The 22,876-nt window shown below is 70.1% G+C and carries 22 protein-coding genes and 1 pseudogene; 10 read left to right on the top strand and 13 right to left on the bottom strand.

Annotated elements, in window-relative coordinates; genetic code table 11:
- Positions 1-11: 11 nt before the first annotated feature.
- Together AAG801_RS17945 and AAG801_RS17940 are read right to left on the bottom strand one after the other, a co-directional pair.
- Positions 12-926 (bottom strand): hypothetical protein, encoded by a 915-nt coding sequence (locus AAG801_RS17945; protein WP_341889563.1) that lies wholly within the window; start codon positions 924-926, stop codon positions 12-14.
- Positions 923-2,623, bottom strand: coding sequence for an FMN-binding glutamate synthase family protein (locus AAG801_RS17940; RefSeq protein ID WP_341889562.1), 1,701 nt, complete (start codon positions 2,621-2,623; stop codon positions 923-925). The genes AAG801_RS17945 and AAG801_RS17940 overlap by 4 nt, the downstream gene beginning before the upstream one ends.
- A 69-nt stretch (positions 2,624-2,692) precedes the next feature.
- Between AAG801_RS17940 and AAG801_RS17935 the strand changes: the two genes are divergently transcribed.
- Positions 2,693-3,475, top strand: a complete 783-nt coding sequence (locus AAG801_RS17935) for a UPF0149 family protein (protein ID WP_341889561.1) — start codon at positions 2,693-2,695, stop codon at positions 3,473-3,475.
- A gap of 127 nt (positions 3,476-3,602) precedes the next feature.
- Positions 3,603-4,790, top strand: a complete 1,188-nt coding sequence (locus AAG801_RS17930) for an MFS transporter (protein WP_341889575.1) — start codon at positions 3,603-3,605, stop codon at positions 4,788-4,790.
- Here AAG801_RS17930 and AAG801_RS17925 read toward each other — a convergent pair.
- Together AAG801_RS17925 and AAG801_RS17920 are read right to left on the bottom strand one after the other, a co-directional pair.
- Positions 4,780-5,100: a GNAT family N-acetyltransferase gene (locus AAG801_RS17925; RefSeq protein ID WP_192194684.1), complete on the bottom strand. Its 321-nt coding sequence runs from the start codon at positions 5,098-5,100 to the stop codon at positions 4,780-4,782. The two genes, AAG801_RS17930 and AAG801_RS17925, sit on opposite strands and share 11 nt — an antisense overlap.
- Complete coding sequence (locus AAG801_RS17920) at positions 5,097-5,594, bottom strand: nuclear transport factor 2 family protein (RefSeq protein ID WP_341889560.1); 498 nt, start codon at positions 5,592-5,594, stop codon at positions 5,097-5,099. The genes AAG801_RS17925 and AAG801_RS17920 overlap by 4 nt, the downstream gene beginning before the upstream one ends.
- A gap of 190 nt (positions 5,595-5,784) precedes the next feature.
- On the opposite strand from AAG801_RS17920, the gene AAG801_RS17915 reads away from it, so the two are divergent.
- Together AAG801_RS17915 and AAG801_RS17910 are read left to right on the top strand one after the other, a co-directional pair.
- A complete protein-coding gene (locus AAG801_RS17915; RefSeq protein ID WP_341889559.1) occupies positions 5,785-6,549 on the top strand; it encodes a LuxR C-terminal-related transcriptional regulator in 765 nt (254 codons plus the stop codon).
- Positions 6,550-6,679: 130 nt separating this feature from the next.
- A complete protein-coding gene (locus AAG801_RS17910) occupies positions 6,680-7,870 on the top strand; it encodes a twin-arginine translocation pathway signal protein (RefSeq protein WP_341889558.1) in 1,191 nt (396 codons plus the stop codon).
- A gap of 7 nt (positions 7,871-7,877) precedes the next feature.
- On the opposite strand, the gene AAG801_RS17905 is transcribed toward AAG801_RS17910, so the two are convergent.
- Positions 7,878-8,402 carry a CinA family protein gene (locus tag AAG801_RS17905; RefSeq protein WP_341889557.1) on the bottom strand — a complete coding sequence of 175 codons (525 nt, stop codon included), beginning with the start codon at positions 8,400-8,402 and terminating at the stop codon, positions 7,878-7,880.
- A gap of 5 nt (positions 8,403-8,407) precedes the next feature.
- Positions 8,408-8,920, bottom strand: a complete 513-nt coding sequence (locus AAG801_RS17900; protein WP_101488374.1) for a phosphatidylglycerophosphatase A — start codon at positions 8,918-8,920, stop codon at positions 8,408-8,410.
- A 204-nt stretch (positions 8,921-9,124) separates the two neighbouring features.
- Here AAG801_RS17900 and AAG801_RS17895 point away from each other — a divergent pair, with 204 nt between their 5' ends.
- A complete protein-coding gene (locus tag AAG801_RS17895; protein ID WP_341889556.1) occupies positions 9,125-10,591 on the top strand; it encodes an MFS transporter in 1,467 nt (488 codons plus the stop codon).
- On the opposite strand, the gene AAG801_RS17890 is transcribed toward AAG801_RS17895, so the two are convergent.
- Positions 10,588-12,300 carry an FAD-dependent oxidoreductase gene (locus AAG801_RS17890; protein WP_341889555.1) on the bottom strand — a complete coding sequence of 571 codons (1,713 nt, stop codon included), beginning with the start codon at positions 12,298-12,300 and terminating at the stop codon, positions 10,588-10,590. The genes AAG801_RS17895 and AAG801_RS17890 overlap by 4 nt on opposite strands.
- 25 nt (positions 12,301-12,325) lie before the next feature.
- Positions 12,326-13,345, bottom strand: a complete 1,020-nt coding sequence (locus tag AAG801_RS17885) for a tripartite tricarboxylate transporter substrate binding protein (protein WP_341889554.1) — start codon at positions 13,343-13,345, stop codon at positions 12,326-12,328.
- Positions 13,346-13,444: 99 nt separating this feature from the next.
- Here AAG801_RS17885 and AAG801_RS17880 point away from each other — a divergent pair, with 99 nt between their 5' ends.
- Both AAG801_RS17880 and AAG801_RS17875 read left to right on the top strand, forming a co-directional pair.
- Positions 13,445-14,344 (top strand): LysR family transcriptional regulator, encoded by a 900-nt coding sequence (locus tag AAG801_RS17880; RefSeq protein WP_341889553.1) that lies wholly within the window; start codon positions 13,445-13,447, stop codon positions 14,342-14,344.
- 67 nt (positions 14,345-14,411) lie between these two features.
- Positions 14,412-15,137: a DUF3053 domain-containing protein gene (locus AAG801_RS17875; RefSeq protein ID WP_341889552.1), complete on the top strand. Its 726-nt coding sequence runs from the start codon at positions 14,412-14,414 to the stop codon at positions 15,135-15,137.
- Between the two features lie 9 nt (positions 15,138-15,146).
- On the opposite strand, the gene thiL is transcribed toward AAG801_RS17875, so the two are convergent.
- Complete coding sequence (gene thiL / locus AAG801_RS17870) at positions 15,147-16,103, bottom strand: thiamine-phosphate kinase (protein WP_341889551.1); 957 nt, start codon at positions 16,101-16,103, stop codon at positions 15,147-15,149.
- Positions 16,104-16,239: 136 nt separating this feature from the next.
- On the opposite strand from thiL, the gene AAG801_RS17865 reads away from it, so the two are divergent.
- Positions 16,240-17,379 carry a helix-turn-helix transcriptional regulator gene (locus AAG801_RS17865; RefSeq protein ID WP_341889550.1) on the top strand — a complete coding sequence of 380 codons (1,140 nt, stop codon included), beginning with the start codon at positions 16,240-16,242 and terminating at the stop codon, positions 17,377-17,379.
- Between the two features lie 82 nt (positions 17,380-17,461).
- Positions 17,462-18,247, top strand: a complete 786-nt coding sequence (locus AAG801_RS17860; RefSeq protein WP_341889549.1) for an SGNH/GDSL hydrolase family protein — start codon at positions 17,462-17,464, stop codon at positions 18,245-18,247.
- An 18-nt stretch (positions 18,248-18,265) separates the two neighbouring features.
- Here AAG801_RS17860 and AAG801_RS17855 read toward each other — a convergent pair whose 3' ends face one another.
- Positions 18,266-18,895, bottom strand: a complete 630-nt coding sequence (locus AAG801_RS17855; RefSeq protein WP_070063758.1) for an isochorismatase family protein — start codon at positions 18,893-18,895, stop codon at positions 18,266-18,268.
- 105 nt (positions 18,896-19,000) lie between these two features.
- Between AAG801_RS17855 and AAG801_RS17850 the strand changes: the two genes are divergently transcribed.
- Positions 19,001-19,978: a helix-turn-helix domain-containing protein gene (locus tag AAG801_RS17850; protein ID WP_070063759.1), complete on the top strand. Its 978-nt coding sequence runs from the start codon at positions 19,001-19,003 to the stop codon at positions 19,976-19,978.
- A gap of 6 nt (positions 19,979-19,984) precedes the next feature.
- On the opposite strand, the gene AAG801_RS17845 is transcribed toward AAG801_RS17850, so the two are convergent.
- The 3 genes and pseudogenes from AAG801_RS17845 to AAG801_RS17835 form a co-directional block, all read right to left on the bottom strand.
- Positions 19,985-21,205 carry a YbdK family carboxylate-amine ligase gene (locus AAG801_RS17845; protein ID WP_062480995.1) on the bottom strand — a complete coding sequence of 407 codons (1,221 nt, stop codon included), beginning with the start codon at positions 21,203-21,205 and terminating at the stop codon, positions 19,985-19,987.
- On the bottom strand, positions 21,202-22,473 hold the full coding sequence (locus AAG801_RS17840) for a cation:proton antiporter (protein WP_062480997.1): 1,272 nt from the start codon (positions 22,471-22,473) through the stop codon (positions 21,202-21,204). Before AAG801_RS17840 ends, AAG801_RS17845 begins: the two co-directional genes overlap by 4 nt.
- Positions 22,470-22,876 (bottom strand): annotated as a pseudogene (locus tag AAG801_RS17835) (recombinase); the annotation flags it as partial. The pseudogene AAG801_RS17835 and the gene AAG801_RS17840, both read right to left, overlap by 4 nt.

Below are 22,876 nucleotides of genomic sequence, written 5' to 3'. Positions count from 1 at the left end.
GCCGATCCGTCTCAGGCCTTGTTCACCTCGTACCACTGGCCCAGCAACCGTGCGACGGCCCGCACGCGCTGCGTATCCCGCCCCCACCGCCGGCTGGCCGGCAGCTTCTGCGCCCATTTCATGCGCCGCGCCGCGTTTGCGATGCGCTCGCGCACTTCCTCGTTCACGCCGTTCAGCGCGGCATGCCAGTGCTGGCCTGCCGCCTGCGGCGCGGCGGCCTCGAGCATCATGGCCGTGGAGTGCAGGTAGCTCAGCCAGTCGCGGGCCTGGCATTCGGCCAGGGTCATGACCTCGGAGGGGTCGTCCTCGAAATCGATGTAGCCGATCACGCCGTCGGGGCACTGCACGAGGTTGCGGTCGAAGGCCTGGCTCAGGTGCTGGCCGCACAGGTGCACGGCGGCGATGGCGGCCAGGCCCTCGCGCCACACGGCGAGCAGGGCGGCCGGGCCGGCGGCGGCGGCCTGGTCGATGCGCTCCTGCAGCACCACGGTGGCACGGCCGCTGGCGCCGAGGTCGGAAATCAACAGGCCATCGGCCTGCTGCGCCAGCACCACGGGCACGCGCAAACCGGCGGCGGCCAGTTGCTTCAGGCGGCGGGCCTCGGTGGCGATGGCGGCTTCGCCGCCCGGGTTGGGCACGGGCTTGATCACGTCGAGCCCGGCGAGCCGCGCGGCCAGCGCCATCACGCGATAGCCCCATTTGCCGTGGCGCGGGCCGGCCTTCTTGAGCCAGACGCGCTCGCTGCCGAAACGGTGGCTGGCCACGTTCTTGGCCTGCTTGGGCAGCGTGACGCGCAGGAACTCGGCGTAGTCGCCGGGCGCCGATGGGGCCGAGCCCGGGGCGTCGTCGAGCGGCGCGGGCGCCGATGCGGCGCCCCGTTGGCTGTACAGGCGCGTCGCGGCGCCTCCTCGTCTCAGTGGATTCATGCGGCCATGGCGAAGCCCGGCGCCAGCAGCCCGTGCGGGCCCTGCGTCAGGGGCTGGAAACTCTGTGCACTGGCCAGCGGCCAGTAGGTGCGGAACACGGTGTGCTGGTTGTCGAGCGGCCCGAGCAGCGCGCCGGGCTGCACCTGCATCACCAGGTTGCTCAACAGGCGCACCTCGGTGTCGGAGATGCGGCGCACGATGTGGTGCGCGGTGATCTGCTGCGGATGGTCCAGGCCCGCGGCCTGCACCAGCTCCTGCAGCGCATGCAGCGTGCTGCGGTGAAAGTTGCGCACGCGGTCGGCCTTGGTCGGCACCACCAGCGCTTGCTGGCGCACCGGGTCCTGGGTGGTCACGCCGGTGGGGCAGTGGCCGGTGTGGCAGCTCTGGGCCTGGATGCAGCCCAGCGCCATCATGAAACCGCGCGCAGCGTTGCACCAGTCGGCGCCCAGCGCCATCATGCGGGCCACGTCGAAGGCGGTGATCACCTTGGCGGCGCAGCCGATCTTGATGCGATGCCGCAGGTTCACGCCGATCAGCGTGTTGTGCACCAGCAGCAGGCCTTCCTGCAGCGGCGCGCCCACGTGGTCGCTGAACTCGACCGGTGCCGCGCCCGTGCCGCCCTCGGCGCCGTCGACCACGATGAAGTCGGGCGTGATGCCCGTGGCCTGCATCGCCTTGACGATGCCGAACCATTCCCACGGGTGGCCCAGGCAGAACTTGAAGCCGGTCGGCTTGCCGCCCGACAGCTCGCGCAGCTTCGCGATGAAATGCATCATCTCGGTCGGCGTGGAGAACGCGCTGTGCGACGCGGGCGAGATGCAGTCCACGCCCACCGGCACGCCGCGCGCCGCCGCGATCTCGGCCGTGACCTTGGGCGCAGGCAGCACGCCGCCGTGCCCCGGCTTGGCGCCCTGGCTCAGCTTGATCTCGATCATCTTCACCTGCGGGTCGCGCGCGTTGGCGGCGAAGCGCTCGGCGTTGAACGTGCCGTCGTCGTTGCGGCAGCCGAAGTAGCCCGAGCCGATTTCCCAGATCAGGTCGCCGCCGTGTACGCGGTGGTGCTGCGAGATCGAGCCCTCGCCCGTGTCGTGCGCAAAGCCGCCCATCTTGGCGCCCTGGTTGAGCGCGAGGATGGCGTTGGCCGACAAGGCGCCGAAGCTCATGGCCGAGATGTTGAACACGCTTGCGCTGTACGGCTGCGTGCAGACCTGCGCCAGGTTCGCATCGGCCGACTGCGGCGTGCCGCCGATCACGATGCGGAAATCATGGTTCGCCAGCTTGGTGGGCTGCATCGAGTGGTTGATCCACTCGTAGCCCGCGGCCGACACGTTCAGCTGCGTGCCGAAGGGCCGGTTGTCGGGCTCGCCCTTGGCGCGCTGGTACACCAGCGAGCGCTGGGCGCGCGAGAACGGCGCGGCCTCGGCGTCGCTTTCGATGAAGTACTGGCGGATCTCGGGGCGGATGAATTCGAGCAGAAAGCGCAGGTGCCCGATGACCGGGTAGTTGCGCAGAATGGCGTGGCGCGGCTGGCGCAGGTCGTGCACGCCGGTGCCCGTGAGCACCGCAAAAACGGCCACCCCAGCCCAGGCGAGCCACAGGTGCGGCGAGGCCAGAACCATCGCCAGGCAGGCCACCAGACCGAGCACACACAGGGCGAACGCGCTGTAGCGTGCGGGAAACGGAATAATCGTGGGCATAGTCATCAGATGTCGGCAGGAGCCTGCTGCATCATAGAGGGCTGCTCCCAACCTGCCATGACGCTTGCCATGACGACCACTCCAGACACCCCCGATACCCCTGACACCGCCCCCAAAGCCCTGGGCCCCGACGACTTCGACGCCCTCGACACCGCGCTCGACGCCATGCGCGAGCACGACGAGGAAATTCCCCAGTGGGAGTTCTGCGAAGGCTTCATGGCCGCGCTGATCTGCACGCGCCGCCCCATCGACCCCACCGAATACTGGCCCGTGCTGCTGGGCGACAACTTCGTGCCCGCCCAGCACATGGAGTTCGTCTGGAACTGGAAGCGCCGCTGGCGCGAGATCGAGGAAGGCCTCGACGCCCCGGTCGAATCGCTCGAAGACGAGCGCAGCTGGCAGCCCGAGGTGCTCGACACGCGCGGCGCCATTGCCTCGCTGCCCGAGGAAGAACGCGCGGAAATGGCCGGCGAAGAGATTCCCTCGTTCGCCCAGGTCTGGGCGCTTGGCTTCATGTACGCGGTCGAAAACTGGCCCGAAGACTGGGCCGCTCCGCGCGACAAGGAAGCCGCGCAGATGCTCGACGACGCGCTCGACAACCTCGTCGCGCTGACCGAGGACGACACCGCCAAGCCCACCCTGTCGATGTACGACGAGAACGGCCCCCCGAGCGTGAGCCAGCAGCGCCTGGACGATTTCGGCGCCGCGATCTGGGCGGTGTACGACCTGCGCCAGCTCTGGAAGAGCCTGGGCCCGAAGGTCGAGACGATCCGCAAGGAAGCCGAACCCGGCCGCAACGACCCGTGCCCTTGCGGCAGTGGAAAAAAATACAAGAAGTGCCACGGGGCATGAGCGCCGCGCCGGGCCGCCCCAAGCAAGCTCGCACCGCAGTGCGAAGCACGGAGGTTGTCCAATGAGTGCCGTCGCGCCGGCGCAGCGCTCTGCCGCGCAACCCCTGACGTCGCAGGCGGCCTGGGTCATGGTCCTCGCGCTCTGCGCAGGGGTCGCGCTGAGCCAAGCCTTCCGCACCGTCGGCGCGATCATGGCAAGCCCGCTTCAAGCGGACTTTCACCTTTCGGCCCAAGCCCTCGGCATCTTCTCGGGGGCTTTTCACTTTGCGTTCGGCGCGATGCAGCTCTTCATGGGCATCGGCATCGATCTGCACGGCGTGCGCCGCACCGTGCTCGTGGCGTTCCCCGTGGCGATCGCAGGCGCGCTGCTGTCGGCGATGTCGTCGAGCTACCTCGTGCTCGTGGCCGGACAGGCACTCATCGGCATCGGCTGCGCACCGGCCTTCCTGGTGTGCACCGTGTTCATCGCGCGGTACTTTCCTGCAGCGCGTTTCGCCACCGTGTCGGGCATGGTGCTGGCCATCGGCGGCCTGGGCATGCTGGCCACCGGCACGCCACTCGCGTGGCTGGTGCAGGCGTACTCGTGGCGCGCGGGCTTCCTGGTGCTCGCCCTGGCGTCTGCATTGGCCTGGCTCGCGATCTGGCGCTGGGTGCACGAACCCGCGTCGGCCATGCCGCAGCAGAAAGAGTCGATTCCCGCCGCCGTGCGCCAGTTCGGCGCGCTGTTCGCCATGCCGCACACGCTCGGCATCATGGTGCTGGGCGCGGTGACGTATGCGGCCTTCATTTCGCTGCGCGGGCTGTGGCTCGGCCCGCTGATGATGGAACGCCACGGCTACTCGCTGGTGCAAAGCGGCAACGTCGCGCTCGGGGTGTCGGTGATCTCGCTGTTCGGCGCGCCGCTGTTCGGCCGCTTCGACCGCGACGGCCCCGCGCGCCGCCGCTGGATCGTGGCCTGCGGCCTTGTCTACGCCGGCCTGTTCGCGCTCATCGCCGTGGTGCATTCCGCGTGGCTCGATATCGCGGGCATGGTGCTCATCGGCGTGCTCTCGGGCTTCATCGTCTGGCAGTACGCCGACGTGCGCGTGGCCTACCCGGCCGCGCTCACGGGCCGCGCGATGGCCGTCTTCACCATGGCGATGTTCCTCGGCGTTGCGTTCATGCAGTGGGGCACGGGCGTGGCGGCCTCGGTGGCCGCGGCGCACGGCGGCGATCCGCTGACCGCCGTGCTGGCGGTCATTGCCGCGCTGCTGGTGATCGGCATTGCGGCCTTCGCGTGGCTGCCCGCGCCGAAGGCGAACGCCGTCAGATCTTGAAGGCGCGTTGAATGTCCGGCCGGACCAGGTCGGCGTACTCGCGGTGCTTGCGGATGTAGCCCGCGATGAACTGGCACACCGGAATCACATGCCGCCCGTTGGCGCGCGCCTCGTCGAGCACGTGCCTCGCAATGCCCGAGCCCACGCCCTTGCCTTCATGCTCGGGCAGCACCTCGGTGTGCGTGAACAGGATCGCGTCGGTCAGCAGGTTGTACTCGGCATAGGCCGCGAGCTTGCCGTCGAGCGCAGCCTCGTAGCGGTGCTGCGCTTCGTTGTTGGTGAAGGTGAGTGCGGTCGAAGAAGTGGTCATGCGGGTTGGCGTGCAAGAAAAGTAGCGAGGTTGGCGGCCGCCGTGGCGCGCACCTTGTTGCGCAGCATCGGCGTCCAGCCCAGCAGCAGGCCCGGCGTGCCCAGCGCCTGGCGCGACCAGGTCCAGAACGGAAAGCGGTCTCGGTGCGTGGCGATCAGGCCGTCGGGCGTGAAGGTGAAGCGCGCGTCGATGCTGTTGTCGACCAGCCGGCCGGTGGCGCTGAAGCGGTAGTGGGCGTCCCAGTGGGCGCTGCCCGTGCGGCCGTCGGCCTGCACGTCGCGCCAGCTCAGGCGCCACACGTCGGCGCCCTTGGCCTTCGTGGCGTCGCAGAGCATGCGCCACATGCCGCCGATCTCGCGCTGGCCGCGCAGCGAAAAGGCCTCGTCGTCGAACACCGCGTCGGGTGCGTAGCAGGCGGCCATGGTGGCGGCGTCGAGTTGCGAGAACGCGCTGTAGAAGCGCTCGATGGTCGGGGCATGGGTGGCTGCGGTCATGGGGCCTCGGGGTGGGTGGTATCGGATCATCGCGCGGATGCGGCGCGCAAGGAAGCGCAGGGGTGATTCGGGGCGTCCCGCATTAACATGCGCCCCGATGCCGGTCCGCGAAGGGCTGGCGCCCTGGCGGGCCAAGAAAATAGAACCACAGTCGCTCCGCCCGCCGCACGCAACGCAAGGGGACGTATCCATGGCCGAGGTGATCAACGACTGGCAGTTCGTCGAGGCTGTCATGGCCGCCCGCACGCTCGAGGAGGTCGCGCAGGTCAACCGCCGCGCGATGCGGGCGATGGGCTTCAACCACGGCGCCTACGTGCTCAAGCGCCCGGTGCCCGCGCCCCGCGCCGACGCGCCCGCGCAGGACGCGCTGCTGTTCTTCCACGACCTGCCCGCCGACTGGGCCCGCAGTCGCTACGAGTCGCTGCGCAGCAGTGCCGGCGAACAGGCCGACGCCCGCGTGCAGCATGTGCGCGCCGGCATGCCGGCCACCGCCTGGAGCTGGCTCGGGCAGGTGAGCCACACGCGTGCCGACATCGGGCAGCGCGCCCGCGGCTTGTTGCGCAGCGCCGGCGAGCACGGGCTCAAGGCGGGGCTGACCGTGCCGCTGTGGACGCCCGGCATCGACTGGGCCTTCATGACCCTGACCACCGACGCGACCGCCGACCTGCGTGAACTGCGTGCGACGTTGGCGCCGATGAACTACTTTGCCTCCTGCCTGCATTCGACCGTGCGCCGGCTGCAGGGCGACGCGAAGGTGCCGGTGCTGAGTGCGCGCCAGCGCGAGGTGCTGCACTGGGTGGCCGTGGGCAAGTCGACCTGGGAAATCTCCGAGATCCTGCACATCAGCGAGCGCACCGTGTACTTCCACCTCGTGGGCGCTGCCCGCAAGCTCGACACGCAGGGCCGCACCGCCACCTGCGCGCGGGCGCTGGCGCTGGGCCTGCTCGTCCCTTGAACTGATCCCTGAACCGACCCACCCCTGTCGGAAACGACAGGGGGCCACGTGGCGCCGCGCAGGGCGGTGCTGCAATCGGCCACGGGCAGGCCGTGTGTCACGCGCCCGATGCTTTCAACCCATCGAGTCCATGAGAGAACGCAGAGATTTCGTGCGCCTGCTGGGAGGCGGCCTCGCGGTGGCGGCGGGCGCGGCGGCCCTGGCCACCTGGTGGCTCCACGCCGACGTGCCGGCCGCCGCCTTCGAGATCTGGAACGGCCCCGGCGACGAGCCCGATGTGCGCAAGCGTGCCGTCGCCTATGCCGTCACCGCGCCCACGGCCTACAACGGCCAGCCCTGGCTCGTCGACCTGCGCGAGCCCGAGGCCATCGTGCTGTACACCGACCGCGAACGCGTGCAGCCCGCCACCGACCCCTTCGGCCGCCAGCTCATGATCGGCCACGGCGCGTTCATCGAGCTGCTGGTGATGGCGCTGGCCCAGCAGGGCGTGCAGGTGCGCGTGCAGCTGTGGCCGCAGGGCGAGCTGATGGGCGAACCGCGGCAGTGGCCGCACCTGCCGGTGGCGCGCCTCACACTGTCGCGCGGCGGCACGTCCGATCCGCTGTTCGCGCAGGTGCTGCGCCGGCGCACGCCCAAGCAGCGCTTCGACACCGGCCGCGCGGTGTCGGCCGACATGCTGCAGGGGCTCACCGCGGCCGTGGCGTCGGCCTCGGGCGGGCGCGTGCAATCGGCCGGCACGGTCGACATGGCCCGCGTGCTGCCGCTGCGCAAGCTGTGCGCGGCGGCGGCGCGCGTGGAGCTGGTCACGCCCCACACGGCGCGCGAAAACCTGCGCATGCTGCGCGTGGGCCCGCAGGAAATCCTGGCGCACCGCGACGGCTTCTCGCTCAACGACCCGGCGCTGCGCATGGCGGTTGCGCTGGGGCGTTTCGACCGCGAGGCGCCGGCCGCCGAAGACAGCCTGTCGTTCCGGCAGACGCTGCAGATGTTCGAGGACCAGGCGCACACCGCGATGGGCTTCGTCTGGATCAGCACCGGCGGCAACAGCCACAGCGAGCAGATCGCCGCGGGCCGCGCGTACGTGCGCCAGCAGCTGCGCGCCACCGACCTGGGCCTGGGCATGCAGCCCATGAGCCAGCCGCTCGAGGAGTTTGCGGAGATGGCGCCGCACTACGCAGCGGTGCACGACATGCTGATCGGCACCGCGCCGTCGCGCCATGCGCGCAGCCCGACGGTGCAGATGATGTGCCGCCTGGGCTTTCCGACAGCGCCAGTGCCGCCGGCGCCGCGTCGGCCGGTCGGCGATTTCATGCAGGCTTGAAAGGCGATCAGCGCGGCAGCAGCTGGATCAGCGTCTGCAGCGCGTAGTGCACCGTGGCCGCGCGCACCGTGGCCCGGTCGCCGTCGAAGCGGCGGCGCTCGGTGCGCACCTGCCCGTCGACCGACCAGCCGAACCACACGGTGCCCACAGGCTTGTCGGGTGAGCCGCCTGTGGGACCGGCCACGCCGGTCACGGCAACGGCCGCGCGCGCCGGTGCGCCGCGGGCAATGGCGCCCTCGGCCATCGCGCGCGCCACGGGCTCGCTGACCGCGCCGTGGGCGTCGATCAGCGCGGCGTCCACGCCCAGCATCTCGGTCTTGGCGGCGTTCGAATACGTGACGAAGCCGCGCTCGAACCACACACTGGAGCCCGCGAGGTCGGTGCAGGCGCCGGCGATCAGGCCGCCGGTGCAGCTTTCGGCGGTGGCCATCATCCAGCCCAGGGCCTGCAGCCGCTCGGCCAGCGTCGCGACGAGCGCGGGGACATCCTGTTCGGCCAGCGCGGAAGTGTCGGAGGAAGTGGAAGGTTCCATCGGGTTCACCATGCGCGCCACAGCGCAATGACCAGCAGCGTGCAGAAGGCCGCCACCAGGTCGTCCAGAAGAATGCCGAAGCCGGCGCGCCACCACTGCACGCGCGCGGGGTCGCGGGGCTTGAAGACGGCATCGGCCCAGCCCACCGGGCCGGGCTTGGCGGCGTCGAAATAACGGAACAGCGCAAAGGCCACGACCTGCGCCCACAGGCCGGCCGGCGTCACCAGCCAGAGCACGAGCCAGAAGGCGACGATTTCGTCCCACACGATGGCGCCGGGGTCGGACACGTTCATGTTCCGCGCGGCCACCGTGCAGGCCCACCAGCCGATCGGCAGGCCGGCGAGGATGATCCAGCCGATGGTCGCCGGCGTGAACCACAGCTGCATCACCACGAAGGCGGCCCAGGCCCACAGCGTGCCCACGGTGCCGGGCGCGAAGGGCGACAGCCCCGAGCCGAAGCCCAGCGCGATGAAGTGCGCGGGGTGCGAGAGCAGGAAGTGCAGGGTGGGGCGACGCATCGGGGGACGGGGCAGGGCGCCGGTGGCGGGAGAGGAATCCATCGAAGAAGGAGAGGAAGAAGAAGCAGCGTGCATCGGTTTCGAAGTGTCGCGCATCCTGTGCGACGGCTGCGCGCCGAAGTTTCTATTTATCAAAGAGATAGCTTGTTTAATTGAGGGGCGCCGCCTAGTATCCAGGCTCCTTTGGTGTTCCCCTTCGTTCTCATGTCGTCCTCCTCCTCTTCCCTCGATGCCGCCGCCGTTGGCGTGCCGCCGCCCACCGCCGCCTGGCGCGAGCTGTTCAGCGGGCGCAACGGCTGGCGCGCGCTGGCGCTGACCGGCGGCGTCGCGCTGCACGCGGTCAACGTCCACATCGTGACCACCGTGCTGCCCTCGGTGGTGCGCGAGATCGGCGGGCTCGACTGGTACGCCTGGAGCACGACCCTGTTCGTGGTCGGCTCGATCCTCGGCGCCACGCTGTCGGTGCGGCTGCTGGCCGCGCGCGGGCCGCGCGGCGCCTGCCTCACGGCGCTGGCCGTGTTCACGGCCGGCTCGGTGGGCTGCGCGCTGGCGCCGGCCATGCCGTGGCTGCTCGCGGGGCGCACGGTGCAGGGCCTGGGCGGCGGCTTGCTGGGGGCACTGAGCTACGGGCTGATCCAGCGCGTGTTCGAACCCCGGCTGTGGCCGCGCGCGGTGGCGCTGGTGTCGGGCATGTGGGGCGTGGCCACGCTGTGCGGGCCGGCCGTGGGCGGATTGTTCGCGCAGGCCGGCCATTGGCGCTGGGCCTTCTGGGCGCTGCTGCCGGTCGCGGCGGCGCAGGCCCTCTTGGTGACGGTGCAGCTGCGGCCCGCGGCCGGTATCCGGCATGACCGGCCGGCACAGCTGCCGCGCGTGCCGGCGCCGCAGATCGCGCTGCTGGCGCTGTCGGTGCTGGTGATCGCGGTCAGCGGCTTCTGGCCCGGCCTCGTGGGGCAGGCCGTGGGCGTGGCGCTGGGCCTGGCGATCGGTTTCGCCGCCACCCGCATCGACCGCCGCGCCGGCGCCGTGCGCCTGTTGCCGACTGGCGCCTATGCCCTCGGCACGCCGCTGGGCGCCATCTACGCGAGCGTGGCGCTGCTGCTCATCGGCACCACCACCGAGATCTTCGTGCCCTACTTTTTGCAGCTGCTGCACGGCCACACGCCGCTCATGGCGGGCTACCTCACGGCGGCGATGGCGGGCGGCTGGAGCATCGGCTCGCTGCTCTCGTCGGGCCGCAACGGTGTGGGCGCCGACCGCATGCTGCGCGCCGGGCCGGTGGTCTGCACGGCAGGCCTGCTGGCGCTCGCGTGGCTGCTGCCGACGCCGGGGGCGCTCGGCGCCCCTGTCGAGACCACGCTCGTGGCCCTTGCGCTGGCGGCCGTGGGCTTCGGTGTGGGCATCGGCTGGCCGCATCTGCTGACGCGCGTGATGGCACTCGCGCCGCGCGGTGAAGAAGGATTGGCGTCCGCATCGATCACCACCGTGCAGCTCTACGGCATGGCGGTCGGCGCGGCCGTGGCGGGGCTGGTGGCGAATGCGGCGGGGCTCACAGTGCCGGGCGGTGTCGATGGTGCGCGCTCCGCCGCGATCTGGTTGTTCACGGTCTTCGCGCTGGCCCCCGCAGTCGCCGCCTGGCTGGCGGCGCGCGCGGTCGCGCGGCGCCAGCGTTAAGCCAGCACGCCTTCCCAGGCCAGCGCGCGACGGCGTCCACGTTCGCGCCGCGATTCGCCGCGCAAGGTGGCCACCAGGTCATACACATCCGCCGGCAGGTGCGCGCCGCGCCACGCGATGTGCTGGTCGGCGCGGCACATCACGAGGCGGTGCGCGTAGGCCTTGGGCAGGCTCGCGGTCTCGATGTCGAGCACCGTGAGCGGCATGCGGTACGCGGCGGCGGCGCGCTCCAGCGGGCGCACGTCCACGCTGCGGTCGAAGCGCAGCAGCGTGTAGCCCGGGCCGAAGGCGTCGTACAGCGAGCGACCGTCGGCCAGCCAGAAGTGCGGTGCGCGGCAGCCGGGCACGGTGGAGGGCGTGAACTCGCCCATCGAGTACGGCGGTGCGCGGTGCTCGCCGTCGGGCACGATGATCGGCGAGCCGGTGTAGAAGTAGCCGAAGTTGAGCCCGCCGCAGCAGAACTGCTGCACGTTGAGGGCATAGGCCTCGCGGCCGATTTCGGCGCGCTGTGCATCGCCTGCGGGGCCGGGTGCCTCGATGTCGGGCGGCACGGCGCGGCGGGCACGAATCATCTTCTGCGCATGGTCCATCGCGAATTGCGACACCTGCTCGGTGATCGGCAACCGCTCGGCCTCGTAGGCATCGAGGATGGCCTCGTCGGCCCAGCCCTGCACGCAGGCGCCCAGCAGCCACGAGAGGTTGAGCGCGTCGGCAATGCCGGCGTTCATGCCGTAGCCCGCGTAGGGCACCCACAGGTGCGCGGCGTCGCCCGCGAGGAACACGCGGCCCTCGCGGAAGCGCGTGGCCACGAGGCGCCGGCCGATCCAGTCTTCCTTGCTGATGATGTCGTAGGGGAAGTCGGGCCCCACGCCCAGGATGTCGCGGATCGAGGTGTCGCGATCGACCGAATCGAACTCGGGCTCTTCGGCGTTCAGGTGGTTGTGCACCAGCCAGGTCTCGTGGCCGTCGATGGCGAACATCGTGCCGCAGCGGCGCGGGTTCATCGCGTAGTACGACCACGCGGGCTTGCCCGGAATCAGCTCGCGCAGCTGCGGCGCACGAATGAAGGTCGACTGCACGCGCTGGATGACGGCCGTGCCTTCGAGCTTGGCGCCGATCTGCTTGCGCACCGGCGAGCTGCCACCGTCGCAGCCGACCATGTAGCGGCAGCGGATGCTGCGCGTGGCGCCGCTGTCCATGTCGGTGACGGTGGCGCTCACGCCGCCGGCGTCTTGCGTGAAGCGCTCGAACTGCGTGCGGTTGAGCAGCGTCACGCCCGGCAGCGCGGCCGTGTGCTTCAGCAGAATCGGCTCGAGGTAGATCTGGTTGATGCGGTGCGGCGGCTCCGGCGTGGGCCACCACGCATCGGGGCCCTCGGTCTCGGTGTAGCGGTCGCGCCGGCACGGAATCGGAATGCGCGTGAGCTCGGTGCCCGTCACCGAGGTGCGGAACACCACGTCGTTCGGATGGTCGGCCGGCAGCCCCGCATCGCGCAGCTGCTGCGCCACGCCCAGGCGGCGGAACTGCTCCATGGTGCGCGAGGCGACGTGGTTGCATTTCACGTTCGGCGGCTCGGCAAAGCGGCGCGTCTCGCACAGGATCACGGTCACGCCGCGCGAGGCCAGGTCCATCGCCAGCGTGAGGCCCACGGGGCCGGCGCCGACGATCAGCACGTCGGCTTGCATCGAGGTGTCGGCGGTCGTCGTCATGTCTCTCTGTGGGCTTGTCTGTCGTTCAGTCGAGCTTGATGTGGGCGTCCTGGATCACCTGGGCCCACTTCTTCGTCTCGGCGCGGATGTAGCTGTCGAAGGCCTCGACCGAGCCCGGCGAGGGCTCCACGCCGAGCGCGCGCATCGCGGTCTTCACCTGCTCGTCGCCGAGTGCGGCGTTGAGTTCGGCATTGAGCCGCGCCACCACCGGCGCCGGCGTGCCGGCCGGTGCGACCACGCCGAACCAGCCGGTCGAGTCGTAGCCCGGCAGGCCGGCCTCGGCCACCGTCGGCACCTCGGGCAGCATCGGCAGGCGCTGCGGGCTGGTCACGGCAAAGGCGATCAGCTTGCCGGCGCGGATCTGCTGCAGCGACGACGGCAGGTCGACCACCGCGAGCGGGATCTGCCCTCCGAGCACGTCGAGCGCCGCCGGGCCCGAGCCGCGGTAGGGCACCTCGACCAGCCGCGTGCCCGCCATCTGGTTGAACAGCGCCGCCGACAGGTGCATGGCCGTGCCGTTGCCGCCGTGGCCGATCGACAGCGTGCCCGGCTTCGCCTTGGCCAGCGCGATGAGTTCACGCTGCGTCTTCGCGGCCACCGAGGGATGGCCGACCAGCACGAAGGGAATGGCCGCCAGCATGCCCACGGGCTTGAGGTCTTTCTGCGGATCGAAAGGCATCTGCGGGTACAGGCTCACGTTGGCCGCCAGCGCGCCCGCCGCGCCCACGCCCAGCGTGTAGCCGTCGCCCGGCGCCTTGGCCACCAGCGTGAGCCCCACGTTGCCGCCCGCGCCGGGGCGGTTGTCGACCACCACCTGCTGGCCCAGCTTCTCGTTCAGGCGCGGCACCAGCATGCGCACCACGCCGTCGGCGCTGCCGCCGGGCGGGAAGGTCACGACCATGCGGATCGGCTTGGTGGGGAAGGCATCGCCGGCGGGGGCTTGCGCAAAGGCGGTGCTGGCCAGAAGCGCACCCGCTGCAGTCCACAGCAATCGCCTGCGTCGCTCACGAAACGCGCGCATGCCGCGGGCGATGGGTGCTGTCATTCGGGCCTCTCCTTGAATCTGGTGCTTTGATTGGGGATTGAACGATGGCAGGATTCATTCGTAAATCAAGAAATTCCGAATGATTTTTCAATTTTTCTGATGAATACGAACTTCAGTCCTACGATGCGCCAGCTGCGTGCCTTTCTCGCGGTCTACCAGCTGCGCAAGCTCGGCGCCGCGGCCACGCGGCTGTTCGTCACGCAGTCGGCCGTGAGCATGCTGATCCGCCAGCTCGAAGAGGGCCTGGGCACGCGCCTGTTCGACCGCACCACGCGCTCGCTCAAGCCCACGGCAGCAGCCGAGCAGATGATTTCCACCGTCGAGCGCGTGCTGCGCGACGTCGATTCGCTGTCGGCCGATTTCCGCGAACTCGCCACGCTGGAACGCGGCCGCGTGACGCTCGCCATCACGCCCACGCTGGCAGGGTTTTTATTGCCCGATGCGCTGCGCGTCTTCGGCGAACAGCACCCGAAAGTTCGCCTGCTGGTGAACGACTGCGCGCCCGACCAGTTCCTGTCGCGCATCCTCGGCGAGCACGTCGACTTCGGCATCGGCACGCCCGAGCGCCCCGGCCCCGAGGTCGAGGTGCAGCGCCTCCTGCGCGACCACCTCGCCGTGGTGTGCCGCACCGACCATCCGCTGGCCAAGGCGCGCGTGGTGCGCTGGTCGGACCTGGGGCGCCACCCGGTCATCACCGTGCGTCCCGGCTACGGCGTGCGCCCGCTGATCGACGGCACGGCGGCAGAGGCCGGCGTGACGCTCGACGTGGTGAACGAGGTGTCGTTCCTGTCCACCGCGCTGTGGATGACGGCGGCCGGCATGGGCGCGTCGATCATGCCGTCGGCGTTTGCGCGTGCCGAGAAGAACCCGGTGCTCGTGGTGAAGGTGCTCAGCGCGCCACGCGTGGCGCGCGACATTTCGATCGTCACCAAGCGCGGCCATTCGCTGTCGGCGGCGGCGCGGGCGTTCATCGAGGCGTTGAAGCAGAGCCTGCAGTAGCCGTGAATGCTCACGGGCGGGAGGACTATCCTTCTGCCTTCTTTTTTTCGTGTGAAAGCAGGTGCCCATGACAACAACAACCCGATCCCGTTTCTCTTCCGCATGGCTGTGCCTTGCATTCGGCCTGATGCTGTCGATGCTGCTCGTCGCCTGCGGCAACAAGGAGGCCGAACAGCGCACCGCCTTCATCACTTATCTGCAGACCCGCGTGCTCGACAAGCCCGGCTTGCGCGTGCCCACGCCCACCGCCGAAGAAAAAGCCTCGTTCGGCGACTACGCGCAGCACTACGCGGTGATCACCGATTTCAACGAAGGCATGAACAAGTCGGTGAGCCAGCCGATGACGCAGGTCATGGCCAAGGGCGCGCTGCGCTCGCTGGCCGACCTGCCGGCGCGCCGTGACGATCTCAAGGCCGCCAAGGAGGGCCTGGGCGGCTTGCGCAGCGCGCTCGACCAGCAGCTGGCCAAGGCCGACGCGGCGCGCGCGCAACTCAAGCAGCCCGACGACCTGAAGCAGGTCTATGGCAAGGCCTACGAGAAGACGGTGACGACGCCCGCCGCCACGTTCAAGGAGGTGTTCCCCGCGCTCGATGCCGTGTTCGACAGTGCGCTGGCCATCGGCGATTTCATGGAGAAGAACAAGTCGAAGCTCCAGGTCTCCGGCGCTTCGCTCACCGTGACCGACCCCGCGGTGAGAGCCGAGCTCGACAAGATGGTGCAGCAGCTGGGCCGCCAGTCGGCCGCCATCAATACCGCGCAGGACAAGATGCGCGCGATGCTGCGCGGCTCTTGAACAGAGGCCCTAGACGAAGTGGTCGAACGAGCCGAAGCGCTGTGACACCGGCGCGCCGGCCGCATCGACGATGCGAAGCCCCGCGTCCGCTTCGATGCGGCCGATGCGTGTCACGCGCGTGGCGCTGGCTTGCCCGGCCTGCTCCACTGCCGCACGCGCCGAGGCCGGCGCAGTGAACACCAGCTCGTAGTCGTCGCCGCCCGAGAGTGCGCAGGTGCGCAGCGCCTCGGTGGGCAGGCCGGCCGTGTCGACCGCGATCAGCGCGGTGGTGGCATCGGCATCGAGCGTGGCGCCCACGCCGCTGGCCGCGAGGATGTGGCCCAGGTCGCCGATCAGGCCGTCGCTCACGTCCACTGCCGAGGTGGCGATGCCGCGCAGCGCCTGGCCCAGCGCCACGCGTGGCGTGGGCTGTTCCATGCGTGCGCGCGCTTGCGCGAAGGCCTCGGCGGGCAGGCTCAGTGTGCCGCGGAACACCTCGAGCGCCAGCCGTGCATCGCCGAGCGAGCCGCTCACCCACAGGTCGTCGCCCGCGCGCGCGCCCGAGCGCAGCAGCGCGGCGCCGGCCGGCACTTCGCCGAACACGGTGATGCAGATATTGAGCGGGCCGCGCGTGGTGTCGCCGCCCACCAGCTCGCAGCCGTGGGCGTCGGCCAGCGCGAACAGGCCGCGCGAAAAACCTTCGAGCCAGGGCTCGTCCACGGCGGGCAATGCCAGCGCGAGCGTGAAGGCCAGTGGCTTCGCGCCGCAGGCGGCCAGGTCGCTGAGGTTCACGGCCAGCGCCTTGTGGCCCAGCCGGGCCGGCTCCACGGTCGAGAGAAAGTGCCGCCCCTCCACCAGCATGTCGGAGGACACGGCGAGCTGCATGCCCGCGGCCGGCGCGAGCAAGGCGCAGTCGTCGCCCACGCCCAGCGGCGAGCGCGTGGCGGGACGCTTGAAATAGCGTGTGATCAGGTCGAATTCACCCATGGGTGCGAGAGCATAACGACCTGGCGCGGGGCCGCCCGCCGCGGCGCCCACGGGAAAGGGGGGCTGACACTGGAAGCATTTTGTAATACCGTCATGCAAGCGGATACACCGAAAGTCCAAACAGGAGGAGGCCGCCATGACAGCCATCGTGCAGGGAGGCGTGTCCGCCGAGGCCGACACCGACCGGATCGTTGCCTTGCTGTACGACGGGATCACCTGTCCCGGCGACTGGTACGACGCGCTCGATGCCATGCGCGAGGTGCTCGGCGCCGCCTGCTTTCACACGCTCACGGTGCGCCGCGCCGACTGCTCGGTGGTGGGCGCGGGGCTCGCCAACCTGGAGAGCCCGCCCGACAAGGTGCGCGAGTACGAGCAGCACCTGGCGCGCGACGACATCCGCATGCAGATGCCGGTGAACGCCCCGCTGGGCACGCCGGTGACCGACCACGCCTACTTCGGCGCGCGCACGCTGTCGCGCAGCGCGATCTACGTCGACTGGCTGGCGCCGCTCGGCCTGCGCCATACGCTGGCCATGGGGCTGCGCGCCGACGACGACACGCGCGAAGTGCTCGGCTTCATCCGCCCCCGGGCCGAGGCGCCCTACGGTCCCGAGAGCGAGGCCTTCTGCCGGCGCCTGTCGCCGCACCTGGTGCGCGCCAGCGAACTGCGCGCCCGCATGATGCAGCTGGGCGAGCATGCGGCCACCGGGCTGTCGGCGCTCGACGCGCTGCCGCAGGGCATCGCTGTGCTCGACGAGGCCTGCCGCATCGACCACCTGAACGCGCGCGCGGCGGCGTGCGCAGGCCGCGGCGGCCTGTTCGACAGCGCGCAGGGGCGATTGCGGCTCGCGTCGTCCGCGCTGCAGTCGGCCTTCGAGCAGCGGGTGCGCGAGGCCTGCGCCCCGGCCGGCGGCGCGCGGGCCGGCGTGCTGCACCTGCCCGTGGCCGGCAGCGTGGTCCGCATCACGGTGCTGCCGCTCAAACCCTCGCACCCGCTGGCCGTGCTGCGCCAGCGCCACCGCGCGCTCGTGGTCTTCGCCCATCCGGCCGAGGCGGCGCCCGTGGAGCCGCGGCAGCTGGAAAGCCTGCTCGGACTGAGTCCGACCGAGGCACGGCTTGCGCTGCTCCTGGCGAGCGGCAAGACCGTGAAGGACTTCGCCGCCGCGCAGCACTGCTCCGAACACACGGCACGCAGCCACCTGCGCAACGTGATGCGCAAGACCGACTGCCACCGGCAGGCGGAGCTGGTGCTGCTGGTGCAGTCGCTGCGGGACTGAGCAGCAGGTTCTACTGCGAACGGGGGATGGCGCCGCGCGGCGGTTGCGAGAACCATGGCGCCCTCTACACGAGGAGTTCGCCATGGCTGTCTACTGGGACGAGACCAAGATGCAGATGGGCCCGCACGGCACCGCGACCATCCTCGCCTTCGGCGATTCGTGGTTCTGGTACCCGCTGCCGGGCGGCAGCCTGCTGAACTTCCTGGGCGACGTGGTCGGCGCGCGCGGCCACGTGATCCTGGCCAAGGGCATGAACGGCGCGGAAGCCCAGGACTACGTCGAAGGCAAGTACCGCAACGCCGTGCGCGAGTCGCTGCGCCTGTACGGGCCGACGCTGTCGGCGGTGTTCATCAGCGGCGGCGGCAACGACTTCGCGGGCTTCAACGACCTGCGCCCGCTGCTCAAGTCCGATTGCACGGGCGAGACGCAGGCCGCGCAGTGCTTTCGCAACGGCAAGGGCGGCTTCGACCAGTTCCTCGTCGACATGGACGAGCAGTACCGCGCGCTCATCGGCCTCATCTACACCCGCACCAGCGTCGATTGCCACATCGTCATGCATAGCTACGACTACGCGCCGCCCACCGGCAAGGCGCTGTTCGGGCGCGAAGGCTGGCTGCGCCCGGCGCTGGTCGACGCGGGCGTAGCACCGGAGTTGTTCAAGCCCTGCGTTGACCACCTCATCGACGGCTTCCACGGCATGCTGCAGAACATCGCCGCGGGCGACCCGCAGCACCTGCACGTGGTGGACAGCCGGGGCACGCTGGGCCCGACCGACTGGGCCAACGAGCTGCACCCCAACGGCCGCGGCTTCAAGAAGATCGCCGTGGAGCGCTGGAAGCCGCTGCTGCAGCCGTTGAGCCTGGCCTGACCTGAGTTCCGGTGAGGGTCAGACGCCGCGCGCGCGGCGGTTGGACATGACCACGTTGTCCTTCTCGATCGCGGTACCGCTCTTCAGTGCAGCGACCCACACGTCGGTCGTCGCCACGGCCGCGAAGTTGCTGTGGAACACGACGCTGAAGACGCGGTGGATCTCTTCGGCGCTCACGCGGCCGGCCGCGTTCTCATAAGGCAGTGCGCCGGTGGCGTCCGACAGGAATTCCACGTTCAGCCCGCGGTGCATGGCTTCGAACACGGTGGAAGCGTCGCAGTTCTGCGTCATGTAGCCGGTCACGCTCAGCGTGTCGATCTCGTGGCGCGCGAGCCAGTCGGCGAAGTCGGTGCCGGTGAAGACGCTCGGGAAGGCCTTGGTGACCAGGTGGTCGCGCGGGCGCTTCGCAATCTCGGGGTGCAGCTGGCCGTGGAAGTTGTCGGCCTGGAAGACCGGCGCGCCCTTCGGCGCGTGGTGCTGCACCACCACCACCGGCACGCCGGCCGCGCGGGCCGCGTCCATGGCCTGCGCGATCTTCGGCAGCGAACTCTCGACCGGAGGGTACTCGATCGGCAGGCCGCCGCCTTCGAAGTATTCGTTCTGCACGTCGATGACGACGAGGGCGCGGCGCGGTGCGGACTGGCTCATGGGGATCTCCTTCGGTGGTTGTGTGTGTCTGGAATGGCTCGATTCTTCGCGCACCGCGGGTTTTGCGAAAGTGGCCCGAAAGCCATTCATCGATAAGATCGGGCCATGCGCTCATCTGCCGTTGAAACCATTGCCGTCGTGGCCTTCGACGGCATCAGCCCCTTCCACCTCTCCGTGCCCTGCATGGTGTTCGGCGAAGACCGCACCGACACCGGCGCGCCGCGCTTTCGCGTGCAGGTCTGTGCGCCCGAGCCCGGGCCGCTGGCCACCAACGCGGGCTTCACGCTCGTGGTGCCACACGGGCTGGAGGCGATCCGCCGCGCGCAGATCGTGGTGGTGCCGTCGTGGCGCGACGATGGCCGGCCCGCGCCGCCCGCGCTCATCCGCGCGCTGCAGGCGGCGCACCGGCGCGGCGCCACCGTGGTCGGGCTGTGCCTGGGCGCCTTCGTGCTGGCCGAGGCGGGCCTGCTCGACGGGCGGCCCGCCACCACGCACTGGCACCTGGCCGCGGCGTTCGCCAAACAGTACCCGCAGGTCGTGCTGCAGCCCGAGGTGCTGTACGTGGACGACGGTGATGTGCTCACCTCGGCGGGCACGGCCGCCGGCATCGACTGCTGCCTGCACCTGCTGCGTGTGCGCTACGGCGCCGACACCGCCAACCGGGCCGCGCGGCGGATGGTCGTCGCGCCGCACCGGCAGGGCGGCCAGGCGCAGTACATCCAGCAGCCCGTGCCGGCGGCGGCCGAGCGCGACCGGCTCACGCCGTTGCTCGAATGGCTGGGGCGGCATCTGCAGGTGCCGCACGAACTCGATGACTTGGCCAAGCGCGCGCTCATGAGCCGGCGCACCTTCACGCGGCGTTTTCGCGAATCGACGGGAACGACGGTCGGCCAGTGGCTGCAGAACCAGCGCCTGGCGCTGGCGCAGCGGCTGCTCGAGACGACCGACCGTTCCGTGGAGCGCGTGGCGGCCGATGCGGGCTTCGGCTCGGCGGTGCTGCTGCGCAAGCACTTCGCCACGGCGTTCAAGGTGTCGCCGACGGTGTACCGCCGGCAGTTCTCGCAGGAGGCCGTGGCCGCCTGAACAACGTCAGGCCGCGCCGCGAAAGCGCAGCGAGGCCTGGCGCACCACTTCCGCCAGCAACCGTTCCTTGCCCTGCTTCTCGCGCAGCCAGCGCGCGTCGTTGCGGTTGGCCTCGACGCTGGTGCGCAGCTCGCCCAGTGCCTGCGTGGCGTTGAGCGCCTCGCTGTGCCATTCGAGCTGGGTCATGGTCATCAGGATGTGGTCGCGCAGCGGCATGTGCTGGCCGCTGGCCGGGTCGACGTACACCGCGTCCAGGCCGAAGCGGCAGGCCTGGAAGCGGTTGTAGGTGTAGACGAGGTAGTCGTCCTCGCTCGGCTCGAAGGGCTGCTCCTGCAGGAACCACGCGGCCAGCGACTGCACGTAGCCCGCCAGCGCGGCGGCGCGCTCGATGGTGAGCGGCGTGTCGAACACGCGGATCTCGATGGTGCCGAACTCGGGCTTGGGACGGATGTCCCAGTAGAAGTCCTTCATGCTGCGCACGACGCCGGTGCGGGTCATGCGCTCGAAGTAGGCCTCGAATTCCTTCCAGCTCGTGGTGAAGGGCGCGCGGCCCGAGAGCGGGAACGCGAACACGGAATTGAGTCGCGCCGAGTCGAACTGCGTGTCCTGCCCCTGCACGAAAGGCGACGAGGCCGACAGCGCAATGAAGTGCGGGATGTAGCGCGACATGCGGTGCAGCATGAGCAGCGCCGAGTCGGCGTCGGGGCAGCCGATGTGCACGTGCTGGCCGAAGATGGTGAACTGCTTGCTCAGGTAGCCGTACAGCTCCGACAGCTCGCGAAAGCGCGGCTTGTCGTAGATGCGCCGTTCGTGCCACTGCTGGAAGGCATGCGTGCCGCCGCCGACCACCGCGATGTTGAGCTTGTCGGCGTTCTTGATCAGCGCCTCGCGGATCGGCGACAGCTGCGTGATCACGTCCTGCGCCGAATGGCAGATGTCGGTCGAGATCTCGATCATGCTCGAGGTCATCTCGGGCACCACGCTGCCGGGCAGCGGCGTCTGGGCCATCAGGCGCAGCATGTCTTCGGCATACGGCGCGAGGTCGTAGTCGTGCGTGTTGACCAGCTGCAGCTCGAGCTCCACGCCCAGCGACAGCGCCTCCGACTTGTTGAAGGGCTCGAGCTTGACGGCGCGGCTGGCCGGATCGGCGGGCAACGGCGCGGAGCGCACGTCGTCGCTGTCCGGATCGATCGGGAGGACGGAGGTGGGGTTGCTGTTGCTGCTCATCGCTGCGTGTCTTCCGTGGTGCTGAAGGCCTGTGGCGTCCAGGGGACCGAACTCTCGCCCACGGCGTGGATCGCCACGGTGGCGAGCACGGCGCCCATCACTTCCATCAGCAAAATCGAGGGCAGGGCGACCTGCGTGATCATGGTGCCCAGAAGCGGCGAGGCCGAGGCGAAATTGGAGGCGATCAGCAGGGCGATCGACGACAGCGGCGTCATCGCGCAGCCGACCCAGAAGGCCTGCTTCCAGCTGGCGCCGCTGCCCGGGTTGGCAATGGCCACGCCCGAGATCTTGGTGACCAGGCGCACGCCGATCACGGCCAGCACCACGCTGGCCACGGGCAGGGTCCAGTCGGCCTGCGCCGCCACCATCGACACCAGCACGAACATCAGCATGGTCAGCAGCGACGAGGCGGTGCCGAGCTGGCGCTGCCAGGCCCAGGGCTTGGGGTTGAGCGTCTTGAGCAGCACGCCGCCGATGAGCGCCGCCAGCGGCGCCGAGCCGCCGATGTGGGCCGTGAGCGCCGCGCCCGCCGCGATGATCGCCAGCAGCAGGATCGAGGTGTTCTCGCTGTTCGGGCTCATCACGCGCAGCGCCGAGCGCAGCGCCAGCGCCATGATCGCGCCGACCACGAACGACATGCCGAGCACCACCGCCACCGGGTAGAGCTTGAGCATCAGCGACTGCGGCGCGCGCTCGATCAGGCCGGCCTGCGCGTAGCCCAGCGTGAGCGCGTAGAAGGTGTTGAGCGTGGCCAGCGTCATGGCGCGTTCGGTCACCGGGCCGGCGGCGCGGGTGTCCATGATCACGCGGCTGAGCACGGCGGGCGAGGCGACGATCGCCATCAGCGCGATGGGGTTGGCCACCGGCTCGGGCAGGCCCAGAAGAATCAATATCCAGTACACGCCGAAGTAGGTCAGCCCCGCCTCCAGCAGGCTCTGCACCAGCACCATCGGGTTGTGGCGGAACCAGCGCAGCGGCAGCCGCCCGCCCGCCTCGAACAGCACCACGGCCGCGCCCAGCTCCAACAAGAAGAGGCTGATGCCGCGCAGCGGCCAGATCGCGCCCTCGAAGCCGGCAAAGCCCACCACCGCGCCCACCACCGAATAGCCGATGACCTTGGGCATCCCCAGGTAGCGCTGCACCAGGTGGCCGGAGGCCGCGGCGGCGGCCACCAGCAGGGCCCAGAGCACGGTGGGCAGGCCGGCCGAGGGGCGCGCCCATTCGGCCCAGAAGCCCTGGAGTTCGGCGAGGAGTGCGGTCAGGTTCATGTAGGCAGGAAGAAGCTCACCGGCCGGCTGCGCCAGCGGGCCCAGATCGCGCTGCGGATGCGGGCGCGGTCACCGAGGCTCACGCTGTGCGCGCGCAGCGCCAGCCGGAAAGCGAAGTAGAAACTCACGCTCACATTGAGCGCGCCGATCACCGGGATCGCCGCAACCGCCCACCACAGGGCCGGCTGGTGCAATGCCGGCAACCCGATGGATGCTGCCGCGGCCGCAATCTGGCCGGCCGACAGCGTGACATGGCGCACATCCAGCCCGAGCCCGAAGAAGCCCGCGAACGCAGGCAGCAGTCCGAGCATGAGTCCCAGCGAGATGTTGGAGGCGAAGCCTGAGATGTGTGTGCGCATGAAGGCGGCCCAGCGACGGGCCCGGGCGGCGCCGAGAAAGGCGC

The organism is Variovorax sp. YR752 (genome assembly GCF_943372545.1).
This window is presented reverse-complemented; position numbering and strand designations above follow the sequence as displayed.